This is a genomic window from Agromyces sp. NPDC029043, assembly GCF_055564615.1.
The window spans coordinates 22,749-36,171 of the sequence record NZ_JBVHVX010000025.1 but is presented as its reverse complement, the minus strand read 5'-3'; the positions used below and the strand labels follow the sequence as shown (position 1 = coordinate 36,171).

Annotated in this window: 12 protein-coding genes and 1 tRNA gene; 12 read left to right on the top strand and 1 reads right to left on the bottom strand. The window is 72.2% G+C overall.

All coding sequences use genetic code 11. The features are described 5' to 3' along the window. Nucleotides 1–99 precede the first annotated feature (99 nt). The 10 genes from ACZ4TW_RS21625 to ACZ4TW_RS21580 all read left to right on the top strand — a co-directional run bounded on the left by ACZ4TW_RS21625 (nt 100) and on the right by ACZ4TW_RS21580 (nt 11,205). Entirely contained in the window at nt 100–1,200 is a 1,101-nt protein-coding gene (locus ACZ4TW_RS21625; protein ID WP_465546263.1) for an NADP-dependent oxidoreductase, read from the top strand. A gap of 87 nt (nt 1,201–1,287) precedes the next feature. Then, on the top strand, nt 1,288–2,847 hold the full coding sequence (gene metG / locus ACZ4TW_RS21620) for a methionine--tRNA ligase (protein WP_465546261.1): 1,560 nt from the start codon (nt 1,288–1,290) through the stop codon (nt 2,845–2,847). Next, nucleotides 2,844–3,767, top strand: a complete 924-nt coding sequence (locus ACZ4TW_RS21615) for a TatD family hydrolase (protein WP_465546260.1) — start codon at nt 2,844–2,846, stop codon at nt 3,765–3,767. Before metG ends, ACZ4TW_RS21615 begins: the two co-directional genes overlap by 4 nt. Nucleotides 3,768–3,834: 67 nt before the next feature. Continuing rightward, nucleotides 3,835–4,737 carry a 16S rRNA (adenine(1518)-N(6)/adenine(1519)-N(6))-dimethyltransferase RsmA gene (gene rsmA / locus ACZ4TW_RS21610; RefSeq protein ID WP_465546258.1) on the top strand — a complete coding sequence of 301 codons (903 nt, stop codon included), beginning with the start codon at nt 3,835–3,837 and terminating at the stop codon, nt 4,735–4,737. Nucleotides 4,738–4,824: 87 nt separating this feature from the next. Further along, a complete protein-coding gene (locus tag ACZ4TW_RS21605; protein WP_465546256.1) occupies nt 4,825–5,373 on the top strand; it encodes a DUF4287 domain-containing protein in 549 nt (182 codons plus the stop codon). Nucleotides 5,374–5,409: 36 nt separating this feature from the next. After that, nucleotides 5,410–6,369 carry a 4-(cytidine 5'-diphospho)-2-C-methyl-D-erythritol kinase gene (locus tag ACZ4TW_RS21600; RefSeq protein ID WP_465546254.1) on the top strand — a complete coding sequence of 320 codons (960 nt, stop codon included), beginning with the start codon at nt 5,410–5,412 and terminating at the stop codon, nt 6,367–6,369. A 148-nt stretch (nt 6,370–6,517) separates the two neighbouring features. Further along, a complete protein-coding gene (locus tag ACZ4TW_RS21595) occupies nt 6,518–8,341 on the top strand; it encodes an ABC-F family ATP-binding cassette domain-containing protein (RefSeq protein ID WP_465546252.1) in 1,824 nt (607 codons plus the stop codon). Nucleotides 8,342–8,528: 187 nt separating this feature from the next. Beyond that, the gene (locus ACZ4TW_RS21590) at nt 8,529–9,416 is read left to right on the top strand and encodes a MetQ/NlpA family ABC transporter substrate-binding protein (RefSeq protein ID WP_465546250.1); all 888 of its coding nucleotides are present in this window, start codon (nt 8,529–8,531) and stop codon (nt 9,414–9,416) included. 101 nt (nt 9,417–9,517) lie between these two features. Then, nucleotides 9,518–10,546, top strand: coding sequence for a methionine ABC transporter ATP-binding protein (locus ACZ4TW_RS21585; RefSeq protein ID WP_465546248.1), 1,029 nt, complete (start codon nt 9,518–9,520; stop codon nt 10,544–10,546). Next, nucleotides 10,546–11,205, top strand: coding sequence for a methionine ABC transporter permease (locus ACZ4TW_RS21580; protein WP_465546246.1), 660 nt, complete (start codon nt 10,546–10,548; stop codon nt 11,203–11,205). Before ACZ4TW_RS21585 ends, ACZ4TW_RS21580 begins: the two co-directional genes overlap by 1 nt. 70 nt (nt 11,206–11,275) lie before the next feature. On the opposite strand, the gene ACZ4TW_RS21575 is transcribed toward ACZ4TW_RS21580, so the two are convergent. Further along, the gene (locus ACZ4TW_RS21575; RefSeq protein ID WP_465546244.1) at nt 11,276–11,770 is read right to left on the bottom strand and encodes a MarR family winged helix-turn-helix transcriptional regulator; all 495 of its coding nucleotides are present in this window, start codon (nt 11,768–11,770) and stop codon (nt 11,276–11,278) included. Between the two features lie 97 nt (nt 11,771–11,867). On the opposite strand from ACZ4TW_RS21575, the gene ACZ4TW_RS21570 reads away from it, so the two are divergent. Both ACZ4TW_RS21570 and glmU read left to right on the top strand, forming a co-directional pair. Then, nucleotides 11,868–11,939 (top strand) — tRNA-Gln (locus tag ACZ4TW_RS21570). Nucleotide 11,940: 1 nt separating this feature from the next. Continuing rightward, on the top strand, nt 11,941–13,416 hold the full coding sequence (gene glmU / locus ACZ4TW_RS21565) for a bifunctional UDP-N-acetylglucosamine diphosphorylase/glucosamine-1-phosphate N-acetyltransferase GlmU (protein WP_465546242.1): 1,476 nt from the start codon (nt 11,941–11,943) through the stop codon (nt 13,414–13,416). The last annotated feature ends 7 nt before the right edge of the window (nt 13,417–13,423 follow it).

Genomic DNA, 13,423 nt, shown 5'->3' with positions numbered 1-13,423 from the left:
TAATCCATTCATTTGCATGAGAATCACAGGTGGTTCCCATGCCGCTCACACACCCCGCGCGCACGATGGCCCCGACGACGGAGTCCAGGGGGTGGCGTGATGGCACAGGCAGTGAGGTTCAGCGCGTTCGGCGGGCCGGAGGTGCTCGAGGTCCATGAGATCCCGACCCCGCAGCCGGGACCGGGCGAGGTCCTCGTCGAGGTCTACGCCGCGGGCATCTCGCCAGTCGAGTCCGCCGTGCGGCTCGGGACCGATCCGGGTCGGTGGCCGGTCGAGTTCCCCTCCGGCCAGGGGCGCGAGCTCGCCGGCGTCGTCGCCGCCGTCGGACCGGGTGCGACCCGGTTCCGCCGGGGCGCCGAGGTCATGGGGTACGTCGCGCGAGGAGCCCAGGCGACGCACGTCGTCGTGCCCGAGGCGCAGCTGCTGCCCAAGCCCACCTCCCTCTCGTGGGAGATCGCGGGCTCGCTCTACGTGGCTGGCACCACCGCCCTCGGCGCGGTGGAGGGCCTCAACCTGGGCCGCGGCGACGTGGTGGTCATCACCGCGGCCGCCGGCGGGATCGGCTGCCTGGCCGCCCAGCTCGCCCGGGCCCGCGGGGCGGCCGTCATCGGGACGACCGCCGAGGAGCGGTTCGACTTCGTCCGCCAGTTCGGGATCGTGCCGATCGGGTACGGCCCGCGGCTGGCCGAGCGGGTCCGCGAGGTCTCCGCAGCTCCGGTGTCCGCGTTCCTCGACTTCCTCGGCGGGCAGGCCGACGAGGCCGCGAGGCTCGGCGTGCCGCAGACGCGTGTCTTCACCACCACGGACTGGGCGGCCGTCGAGGACCACCATGCCGTCAAGCTCTACGCGGGCGACACGCTCGCGCTCGGACGCGTCGCCCAGCTCGTCGCCGACCGCCAGGTCCGCCTGCCGATCGCCGACGTGTTCCCGCTCGCCGAGATCGGCGACGCCTACCGGCAGCTCGACCAGCGCGACTCGGCGGGCAAGATCGTGATCGGCATGCAGCTCGTCGACTACAAGGGGCAGAAGGTCAAGCCGGCCCGCCTCAGGCAGCAGGACGTCACGATCGGGGTCCCGACGCCGCACGAACGGCTGCGGGTCGAGGGCGTGCTCCCGCCCGTGATCGGCGACGGCCGGGCGCGCCAGCTCCGCACGGGCCCCACGCCGACGGTCGGCACCGAGGCGACGCAGCCGGGCTGACCACGCGGCCGGCGGCCGCCGCGGCGGGCCCGCGCGCGGCATCCGCCCCGGCGTTACGCGCCGAGCGCCGCCCGTAGGATTGTCCGCATGGCCGACGCCTCCTCGTTCTACATCACCACGCCCATCTTCTACGTCAACGACGTGCCGCACATCGGGCACGCCTACACCGAGGTGGCGGCCGACGTCATCGCGCGGTGGAACCGGCAGGCGGGGCGCGACACCTGGATGCTGACCGGCACCGACGAGCACGGCCAGAAGATCCTCCGCACCGCGACGGCCAACGGCGTGAGCCCGAAGGAGTGGGCCGACAAGCTCGTCGACGAGGCGTGGAAGCCGCTGCTCGACACCATCGACGTGGCCAACGACGACTTCATCCGCACGACCGACGAGCGGCACGAGGTCAACGTCCAGAAGTTCCTCCAGCACCTGTTCGACGAGGGATGGATCTACACGGGCGAGTACGAGGGCTACTACTGCGTGGGCTGCGAGGAGTACAAGCAGCAGTCCGAGCTCGTCGACGGCACGGGGGAGTACGAGGGGCAGCTCGTCTGCGCCATCCACTCGAAGCCCGTCGAGCTGCTGCACGAGAAGAACTACTTCTTCCGCATGTCGGCCTTCCAGGACCGGCTGCTCGAGCTCTACGAGTCGCGCCCCGACTTCGTGCAGCCCGAGTCGGCGCGCAACGAGGTCGTGAGCTTCGTGCGCCGGGGACTGGAGGACCTCTCGATCTCGCGGTCGACCTTCGACTGGGGCGTCAAGGTGCCGTGGGACGAGACGCACGTGGTCTACGTGTGGTTCGACGCGCTGCTCAACTACGTCACCGCAACGGGCTACGGCCAGGACGAGGCGGCGTTCGCCCGCCGCTGGCCTGCCCAGCACATCGTCGGCAAGGACATCCTCCGGTTCCACGCCGTCATCTGGCCGGCCATGCTCATGGCCGCCGGCCTCGACGTGCCCCGCGGGGTGTTCGGCCACGGCTGGCTGCTCGTCGGCGGCGAGAAGATGTCGAAGTCGAAACTCACCGGCATCGCGCCCGAGCAGATCACCGACACGTTCGGCTCCGACGCATTCCGCTACTACTTCCTCTCGGCGATCCACTTCGGCCAGGACGGCTCGTTCTCGTGGGAGGACCTCGCGGCCCGCTACCAGGCCGAGCTCGCGAACGGCTTCGGCAACCTGGCGTCGCGCGTGATCGCGATGATCGGCCGGTACTGCGACGGCGAGGTGCCGAGCGGCGGCGAGCCGAGCGCTGCCGACCGCGAGATCACCCGGCTCGAGCGCGAGGCGACGGATGCCGCGTGGGCGGCGGTCCAGCGCCTGCAGATCCACGACGCCATCGCCTCGGTCTGGACGCTCGTCGACGCGCTCAACGGGTACCTCACGGCCGAGGAGCCGTGGGCGCTGGCGAAGGACCCGCACCGGCGCGAACGCCTCGAGACGGTGCTCGCCACGGCGTACCACGGCCTCGGCACGCTCGCCGTGCTGCTCTCGCCGGTGCTGCCCAAGGCGACCGCGAAGCTCTGGTCGGCGCTCGGCGCCGAGGGCGGGGTCGACGAGCAGCGCATCGACCTGGCCTACGAGTGGCCGGTCGGCGCGCGCGTCTCGACGCTCGAGCCGCTGTTCCCGCGCGTCGAGGTGGCTGAGTGACGTCTGGCGCGGATGGCGCGGCGCACCTCCGCACGCGCTCCGACGGGGGGCGCGCGGCGGAGTACCCGCCGGCGCCCGAGCCCCTGGCCGTCGCCGTGTACGACAACCACACGCACCTCGAGATCGCCGACGGCGCGCTGCCGCTGACGGCGCACGAGCACCTCGAGCTCGCGGCATCCGTCGGGGTCGCCGGGGCGGTGCAGGTCGGCACGGATGTCGCCACCAGCCGCTGGTCGGCCGAACTCGCCGCTCGCGAGCCGCGCCTGCTCGCCGCCGTCGCGCTCCACCCGAACGAGGCGCCCGAGCTCGACGCCCGCGGCGAGCTCGACGCGGCCCTCGCGGTGATCGACGAGCTCGCCGCGCAGCCGCGCGTGCGCGCCGTCGGCGAGACCGGCCTCGACTTCTACCGCACCGGCGACGACGGCCGCGACGCGCAGTACCGCTCGTTCGAGGCGCACATCGACATCGCGAAGCGCCACGGCGCCGCACTGCAGATCCACGACCGCGACGCGCACGACGAGGTCGTCGCGACGCTCCGACGCGTCGGCGCGCCCGAGACCACGATCTTCCACTGCTTCTCGGGCGGCGAGGACCTCGCCCGGCTCGCCGGCGACGCCGGGTGGTACTGCTCGTTCGCCGGCAACGTCACGTTCAAGAACGCCGAGAACCTCCGCGAGGCGCTGCGGGTCGTGCCGCGCGAGCGCATCCTCGTCGAGACCGACGCGCCGTACCTCACGCCCGCGCCGCTGCGCGGGCGGCCGAACGCGCCGTACCTCGTGCCGCACACCATGCGCTTCATGGCGAACGAGCTCGGCGCCGACCTCGACGAGCTCTGCGCGCTGGTCGCCGCGAACACCGTCCGCGCCTACGGATCATGGAGCGACGGGTTCGCGCCATCCGCCACCCCGGGTTCGCCGTGATGCGGCGCGCCGCGACGTCGGCGGGCCAGACCTGCCGCACCATCGAGACCGTGCGGGGGAGCAGGGCGTGAACGCGCATCGGCACGAGGCAGACGGCGCCGACCGCACGCCGCGCCTGCTCGGGCCCGCCGAGATCCGCGACCTCGCCGAGCTGCTGGGCGTCACGCCCACCAAGAAGCTCGGCCAGAACTTCGTGCACGACGGCAACACGGTGCGCCGCATCGTGCAGACCGCCGGCGTCGAGCGCGGCGAGACCGTGCTCGAGATCGGGCCGGGTCTCGGCTCCCTGACGCTCGGCCTGCTCGAGGCGGGCGCCGACGTCATCGCCGTCGAGATCGACGGGCGGCTCGCCGCCCAGCTGCCGCACACCGTGAAGGTCATGCAGCCCGGCACGCGGCTCACGGTCGTCCACGACGACGCGCTCCGCGTCGAGGAGCTGCCCGGCGAACCCGTGCGGCTCGTCGCGAACCTGCCCTACAACGTGTCGGTCCCCGTCCTGTTGCACCTGCTCGAACGGTTCCCCTCGCTGCGCTCGGGCATCGTCATGGTGCAGGCCGAGGTCGGGCACCGGCTCGCGGCCGAGCCGGGCTCGAAGGTGTACGGCGGGCCGAGCGTGAAGGCCGCCTGGTACGGGCGGTGGCGCATCGCCGGGCAGGTGTCGCGGATGGTGTTCTGGCCGGTCCCGAACGTCGACTCCGTGCTCGTCGGCTTCGAACGCGACGGTGCTCCCGGCGACCCGCCGGGTACCGACGCCGAGCGTGTCGCCGTCTTCGACCTCGTCGACGCCGCGTTCCAGCAGCGGCGGAAGATGCTGCGGCAGTCGCTCTCCGCGCGGCTCGGCGGCTCGGCCGCGGCCGCGAGCGACGTGCTCGCGCGGGCGGGCGTCGACCCGCAGGCCCGCGGCGAGCAGCTCACGGTCGAGGACTTCCTGCGGATCGCGCGCGCCGCGTCATCCGCCGCCGTCGCCTGAGCCGGCGCCGCCGGCGTCGACGAGCCTGCCGGCCGACGCCCGGCAACCCCCTGCCACCGTGCCCCGGGGCGGGAGTACGGTGTCGGCATGACCCAGGGCAGCGGTGACATCGGATCCTCCCGCGAGGGCGTCGGCGAGAGCTCGGTGCGAGACGCCACGGGGCGCACGCACGACGAGTGGTTCGCGATCCTCGACGACGCGGGCGCCGCCGAGTGGCGGCACGCCGAGATCGCCGCGTGGCTCGCGGGCGACCAGGGCGTCGAGCCGTGGTGGTCGCAGCACGTGACCGTCGCGTACGAGCAGGCCCGCGGCATCCGGGATCCGGGGCAGCGACAGGACGGCCGGTTCGAGGCGAGCGTGTCGCGCACGGTGGCGCTCGACCCCGTGGCCGCGCTCGAGGCGCTCGCCGACATCGTGACGGCAGAGACGGGGGTCGAGGCGCTCGCGCGCAACACCGGGGCGCGCAACCCGACCGCCCGCTTCCACCTCGACGGCGGCGAGTTCGTGCTCGCCGGCGCGAGCCCGCGCGGCGAAGGGCGATCGTCGATCTCGCTGACCTGGGGCCGCATGCCCGACGGCTCGCGGGTCGCCGAGATCAAGGCCACGCTGCGCGAATGGCTCGCACGCGTCGGCTGACGCCATGCCCACCCGCCATGCCCTAGCGTTGAGCGCATGACGTTCGCGGCGACCGACGAGGCGGTGCACGTCCGGGCGCCCGGCAAAATCAACGTGTTCATGCGGGTCGGCGCGCTCGACGCCGACGGGTACCACGACGTCGCCACCGCCTACCAGGCCGTGTCGCTCTACGAGGACGTGCGGGCCTGGCCAGACGACGACTTCTCGGTCGCGTTCTCGGGTTCGGTCGACGCATCGTTGCTGCCGACGGATGCCTCGAACCTCGCGATCCGCGCCGCCAAGCTGCTCGCCCGCCACGCCGGCGTGCCCGGCGGGGTTCGGCTCGAGATCGACAAGCACGTGCCCATCGCCGGCGGGATGGGCGGCGGATCGGCCGATGCCGCGGCGACCCTCGTCGCGTGCGACGCGCTCTGGGGAACCGCCCTGCCCAAGGAGGAGCTCCACGCGCTGGCCGCGTCGCTCGGCGCCGACGTGCCGTTCGCGCTCTCGGGCGGCACGGCGATCGGCACCGGCCGCGGCGACCGGCTCAGTCCCGCGCTCGCGACCGGCTCATTCCACTGGGTGCTCGCGGTCGCGGAGTTCGGGCTGTCCACGCCCGCCGTCTACCGCGAACTCGACCGCCGGCGCGACGCCGGCCTCGAACCCGAGTGGGGCGACCGCCGCCACGGCGCGGCATCCGCCCTCGACACGCCGGCGGTCGACACCGCCGTGCTGCAGGCGCTGCGTGCCGGCGACGCGCGGCGCCTCGCGGCCGCACTGCACAACGACCTCCAGTCGGCGGCGCTGTCGCTCGCGCCGGGCCTCGCGGGCATCCTGAAGCTCGGCGAGGACAACGGCGCACTCGCGGGGCTCATCTCGGGATCGGGCCCGACCGTCGCATTCCTCGTCGACGACGCCGACTCGGCGATCGAGCTGCAGGTCGCGCTCTCGGCGGCGCGGCTCACCGCGGTGCGCGTGCACGGACCCGTGCACGGCGCCCGGGTCCTCACCCGCTGAGCGCAGCCCTCCCGTTCCTCCTGCCCTCCTCGCGCGTCGGCCCCGTTCGGGCGGCGGTGGTATGCCGATCGTCGCCAAGGTGGCATACTCTCGAGACCCTGGAGGAGCAGGGCGGGCGCCGGCGCGCGGGAAGTAGGGTGGGCAGGACATGGCACACCTCCTCGGCGCCGAGCGCCTGCACCTCGAGTTCCCCACGCGCGTCGTCTTCGACGAGGTCACCCTCGGCGTCGACGAGGGCGACCGCATCGGCATCGTGGGTCGCAACGGCGACGGCAAGTCGACGCTCATGAAGATGCTCGCCGGTCGGCTCGAACCCGATGGCGGGCGCGTGACGGTGCGCCGCGGCATCCGCATCGGCATGCTCGACCAGGCCGACATGGTCGACCCGTCCACCACGGTCGCCGAGGCGGTCGTGGGCGGCATCGAGGAGCACGTGTGGGCCGGCGACGCGAAGGTGCGCGACGTGATCGCGGGACTGCTCGCCGACGTGCCCTGGCACGGCCGGGTGGGCGACCTCTCGGGCGGCCAGCGCCGGCGCGTCGGGCTGGCGGCGCTGCTCATCGGCGACTGGGACGTGCTGTTCCTCGACGAGCCCACGAACCACCTCGACGTCGAGGGCATCGCCTGGCTCGCCCGGCACGTGCAGGGCCGCTGGGCGGCGAACGACGGCGCGCTCGTGGTCGTGACGCACGATCGGTGGTTCCTCGACGAGGTGTGCACGGCCACGTGGGAGGTGCACGACGGGATCGTCGAGCCGTTCGAGGGCGGATACGCCGCGTACGTGCTGCAGCGCGTCGAACGCGACCGGATGGCCGCGGCATCCGAGGCCAAGCGCCAGAACCTCATGCGCAAGGAGCTCGCGTGGCTGCGCCGCGGTGCTCCGGCGCGCACGTCGAAGCCGAAGTTCCGCATCGATGCGGCGAACCAGCTCATCGAGAACGAGCCGCCCGTGCGCAACCCGGTCGAGCTGAACCGCCTCGCGGTGTCGCGGCTCGGCAAGGACGTCGTCGACCTGCTCGACGTCACGGTGCAGTACCCGGCACCGGATGGCGCGGTGAAGACGGTGCTGCACGAGCTCGAGTGGCGCATCGCGCCGGGCGAGCGCACGGGCATCCTCGGCGTCAACGGCGCCGGCAAGTCGACGCTGCTGAAGCTCGTCACCGGCGAGGTGCCGCCGACGACCGGGCGGGTCAAGCGCGGCAAGACCGTGAGGATCGCGGTACTGAGCCAGGAGCTCGCCGAGCTCGCCGACTGGGCCGACGAACGCGTGAGCGCCGTGGTCGCCGCGCAGAAGACGAGCTACGTGGTGGGCTCGGGCTCGAAGGCCGTCGAGCTCACGCCCGGACAGCTGCTCGAGCGGCTCGGGTTCACCAACCAGCAGCTCGCGACGCCGGTCAAGGACCTCTCCGGTGGGCAGAAGCGGCGACTCCAGCTCCTGCTGATCCTGCTGCAGGAGCCGAACGTCCTGATCCTCGACGAGCCGACCAACGACCTCGACACCGACATGCTCGCCGCGATCGAGGACCTGCTCGACGCGTGGCCGGGCACGCTGCTCGTCGTCAGCCACGACCGGTACCTCGTCGAGCGCGTCACCGACCGGCAGGTCGCGATCCTCGACGGGCACCTGCGCGACCTGCCGCGCGGGGTCGAGCAGTACCTCGAGCTGAGGAAGCAGGGTCTCGAGACGCGCCCGGCTGCGCCGGCGGCGGCTCGACCCTCGGAGGGCGCGGCAGTCGCAGCCGCGCTCACCGGCGCCGACCGCCGCGCGGCCGAGAAGGAGCTGGCGTCGATCGACCGGCGCCTCGAGAAGCTGCAGGCGCAGATCGTCGAGCAGCACGAGAAGCTCGCCCGCCACGACCAGTCCGACTACGTCGGACTCGGGGCGCTCGGCGATGAACTGGGGCGGCTCGAGACCGCCGTCGCCGACCTCGAGACGCGATGGCTCGAAGTTTCCGAACAGATCGAGGGCTGAGCGCGCAGGATCTGTGACGCCCGATGACCGGGTGGTCAATAGCACGCAGATCCTTCGCCTAACGTGGAAGTGCGCCCGCGATCGCGGCATCGAAGCCCCCACCGCCAACTCCGGTGTATCGCCGTGCCGTCTCACCACGCCACATCCGGCACCCGATCGCGCGCGCCCACGCGAAAGGAACTGCACCATGCCCAGCACCCGAACCAAGCTCATCGCCGCGCTCGCGGCCGCCCCCCTCGTCATCGGCCTCGCCGCGTGCTCGTCGGCCGGGGCCTCCGAGGGGGACGACGTCGTCCGCATCGGCGTCGTCGGCAAGTCCGACCCGCAGTGGCCCGCCTTCGAGGAGGCCGCGGCCGAGGCCGGCATCGAGATCGAGTTGGTCGACTTCGCCGACTACGCCCAGCCGAACCCGGCGCTGACCGAGGGCGAGCTCGACCTCAACCAGTTCCAGCACATCGTCTACCTCGCCGACTACAACGTCTCCGCCGACGCCGACCTCACGCCCATCGGCTCGACGCAGATCTACCCGCTGGGCCTGTACTCGACGAAGGTCGAGTCGGTCGACGACATCCAGGAGGGCGACACCGTCGCGGTTCCCGACGACCCCTCGAACCTCGCTCGTGCCCTGCTCGTGCTGCAGTCGGCTGGCCTCATCGAGCTCGAGGACGGCGGGTCGATCTTCTCGACCGTCGCGGACATCGACGAGGCGAACTCGAAGGTGAAGGTCACCCCGCTCGAGGCGTCGCTCACCGCGACGAGCCTGCCGGATGTCGCGGCGGCGGTCATCAACAACGACTTCGTCGAGGACGCCGGCCTCTCGTTCGAGGACGCCATCGCGAAGGACGACCCGTCCGACCCCAACGCGCTGCCCTACGTGAACATCTTCGCCGCGCGCGCCGACGACGCCGAGAACGAGACCTACCTCAAGCTCGTCGAGATCTTCCAGACCGACCCCGAGGTGCAGGCCGGTCTCGACGAGGCCTCGGCGGGCACGGGCGTCTCGGTCGAGATCCCCGTCGCCGACCTCGAGTCGTCGCTCGCCGACGTCGAGCACGACACCCGGGCCCAGGGCTGACGCACTCGGCCCGAGCCCGACCCACGAATCGACCGCACGCGAGCGGGCGGGGGCGCCACGAACGGCCCCGCCCGCTCGGGCGTGCGCGCAGGAGGAATCCCATGGCGCTCGTGACCCTCGAGCACGTCTCCAAGTCCTACCCGGCCGCCGACCGGAAGGCCGACGCGGTGACCGCCGTCGACGACGTCTCGCTCGACATCGAGGCGGGCGACGTCTACGGCATCATCGGCTACTCGGGTGCCGGCAAGTCCACGCTGGTCCGTCTCGTGAACGCACTCGAGCCGGCGACGAGCGGCTCGATCCGCATCGACGGCCGCGAGATCACGGGGCTCGCCGAGCGCGAGCTCCGCCGCATCCGCCTCGGCATCGGCATGATCTTCCAGCAGTTCAACCTGTTCGACGCGAAGACCGTGCGCGGCAACGTCGCGTACCCGCTGAAGGTCGCGGGCTGGAGGAAGGCCGAGATCAGGGCCCGCGTCGACGAGCTGCTCGAGTTCGTCGGGCTCGCGGACAAGGCCGGCGCCCACCCCGACCAGCTCTCGGGCGGCCAGAAGCAGCGCGTCGGCATCGCCCGCGCGCTCGCCACGCGCCCGCGCATCCTGCTCGCCGACGAGGCGACGAGCGCGCTCGATCCCGAGACGACGCAGGAGGTGCTCGCGCTGCTCAAGCGCGTCAACCAGGAGCAGGGCGTCACGATCATCGTCATCACGCACGAGATGGACGTGATCCAGTCGATCGCGACGAAGGTCGCAGTGATGGACCGGGGCCGGGTCATCGAGCACGGCGACGTCTTCGACGTGTTCTCGAGCCCGCGGCATCCGTCGTCGCAGAAGTTCGTCGGGACGGTCATCAAGGGCATCCCGTCGCCGGCCGAGCTCGCGGTGCTGCGCGAGCGCCACGTGGGCCGCATCGTCACGTGCTCGTTCCGCGACGGCGACGCGTCGCAGGCGCAGGTCTTCGTCGACCTCGCCGCTGCCGGGCTCGAGTTCGAGCTCGTCTACGGCGGCATCAACGACATCCGCGGACGCGCGTTCGGCCACCTCACCCTGGCGATCCGGGGCGAGGATGCCGCGATCGACCGCGCGATCGCGGCGATCTCGCAGCACGCCGACGTGACGGAGGCCCGCTGATGGACAAGCTCATCGAGCTCGCGCCCGAGTTCTGGACGGCCGCCGCCGAGACGTTCTACATGGTCGCCCTCACGATGCTGTTCGGCGGGGCCGGCGGATTCCTGCTCGGCACGGGCCTCTACGTCACGCGACGCGGCGGCCTGCTGCCGAACGCGGTCGTGAACAACACCCTCAACGTCGTCATCAACTTCTTCCGCCCCATCCCGTTCATCATCTTCATCGCGGCCGTGCAGCCGCTGACGCGCGCCGTGATCGGCACCGGCATCGGCACGGATGCCGCGATCTTCGCGCTCTCGCTCGCGGCGTCGTTCGCGATCGGGCGCATCGTCGAGCAGAACCTCATCACGGTGCGTCCCGGCGTGATCGAGGCGGCGCGCTCGATGGGTGCGGGCCCGTGGCGGACGCTCGGCACCGTGGTCGTGCCCGAGGCGCTCGGCCCGCTGATCCTCGGATACACGTTCATCGTGATCGCGGTGATCGACATGTCGGCCATGGCCGGGCTCATCGGCGGCGGCGGCCTGGGCTACTTCGCGCAGCTGTACGGCTACCGGCAGTTCGAGCCGATCGTCACGTGGGCGGCGGTGCTGCTCATCGTGGTGTTCGTGCAGGTGGTGCAGTACCTCGGCAACTGGCTCGCGCGAAGGGTGCTGCGCCGGTAGGCGCCGAGGGGGCGCGACACGCCGTCCGCCGCAGCGGCGGCGCGGCGAGTCGCGACCCTCGCGGCGCCGCTCAGGCGAAGCCGAGCGACAGCTTCCGCAGCAGCGCCGCCAGGCGGCGCTGCTCGGCGGGCGGCAGACCGGCGAGCAACTCGGCCTCGGCGTCGACGAGCCGGGTGATCGCCGCGTCGACGCGGGTCAGGCCGGCAGCGGTCATCTCGACGAGGATGCCGCGGCCGTCGTGCGGATCGGTCTGCCGCGTGACGAGGCCGCGAGCGACGAGCCGGTCGATGCGGTTCGTCATCGTGCCGCTCGAGACGAGCGTCTGGGTGAGGAGGGCCTTCGGCGGCAACCGGTAGGGCGTGCCCGCGCGTCGCAACGCCGAGAGGACATCGAACTCCCACGACTCCAGCTCGGACCGCTCGAACGCCTGCTTGCGCGCGCGGTCCAGCAGCTTCGAGAGTCGCCCGACGCGGGAGAAGACCTGCAGCGGGGCGAAGTCGAGGTCGGGGCGCTCGCGCTCCCAGTCGTCGACGATCCGGTCCACCTCGTCCGCGTCCGCCGTCATGCCGCAAGTATCGCATCGGCGCTGCGGCATCCGTTCAGAGCCGACGGATGCCGCGTGGCAGACTTGGTAGGCGCTCGGCGGACCCCGTCCGGCGCGGTCCGCCATGGTGTAACGGCAGCACGACAGCCTTTGGAGCTGTGAGGACCAGGTTCGAATCCTGGTGGCGGAGCATGGACAACAACCTCGCGATCGTCGTGCTCGCCGCAGGCCAGGGCACGCGCATGAAGTCGGCCACCCCGAAGATCCTCCACCCCCTCGCGGGCGCGCCCATCATCGCGCACGTGCTCGCCACGGCACGTGCGCTGGACGCCGCGCACGTGGTCGCCGTGGTGCGCCACGAGCGCGACCTCGTCGCCGAGGCCATCGAGGCCGAACTCCCGGGAACCGTGATCGTCGACCAGGACGACGTCCCGGGCACCGGGCGCGCCGTCGAGCAGGCCGTCGAGGCCCTGCCCGCCGACTTCGCCGGCGAGGTGCTCGTGCTCAACGGCGACGTGCCCCTGCTGAACGCCTCGACGCTCACCGAGCTCCTCGAGCGGCACCGCGCCGACGGGCTTGCGGCCTCGGTGCTCTCTGCGCGCTACGACGACCCCACCGGCTACGGCCGGATCGTCCGCGGCGCCGACGGGGCGTTCGACCGCATCGTCGAGCAGAAGGACGCCACCGAGGAGGAGCTCGCGATCGATGAGGTCAACGCGGGGGTGTACGCGTTCGGGGTGAACGCGCTGCGCGACCAGCTCGCCAACCTCACGCTCGAGAACTCGCAGGGCGAGAAGTACCTGACCGACGTGATCGAGCACCTGCGCGCCGCCGGGTCCGAGGTCAAGGCGCGTCCGGTGTCCGAGTCCTGGCTCGTGGCGGGGGTCAATGACCGCGCCCAGCTCTCCGAGACGGCCGCGCGGCTGAACGCGCTCATCGTGCGCGGCTGGCAGCTCAACGGCGTCACGGTCGAGGACCCGGCGACGACCTGGATCGACCTCGCGGTCCGCATCGAGCCCGATGTCACCATCCGGCCCGGCACCCAGTTGAAGGGCGCCACCGCGATCGCGACCGGCGCGGTCGTCGGGCCCGACACGACCCTCCTCGACTGCGAGGTGGGCCCGAACGCCGAGGTGCGGCGCACCGACGGCACGCTCGCCGTGATCGGCGAGGGCGCCTCCGTCGGTCCCTTCGCGTACCTGCGCCCCGGCACCGTGCTCGACGCCGACGGCAAGATCGGCACGTTCGTCGAGACCAAGAACGCGCACATCGGACAGGGCAGCAAGGTGCCGCACCTGTCGTATGTCGGCGACACCGAGATCGGCGTCGGCTCGAACATCGGCGCCGGCTCGATCACCGCGAACTACGACGGCGTGAACAAGCACCGCACCACGATCGGCTCGCACGTGCGCACGGGCTCGCACGGCGTGTTCGTCGCGCCCGTTACGATTGGGGACGGCGCCTACACGGGGGCGGGCACGGTCGTCCGCAAGGATGTTCCGGCCGGCGCGCTCGCGGTCAACGTCGCGCCGCAGCGGAACCTCGACGGCTGGGTGCTCACGCACCGCGCGGGCACCTCGGCGGCCGAGGCGGCCGGCGCCGCGCAGGCGGCGCAGGTCGGTGAGACCTCCGCCACAGCGGAGAGCGGCGAGCAGGGCCAGGACTGAGAGCGAC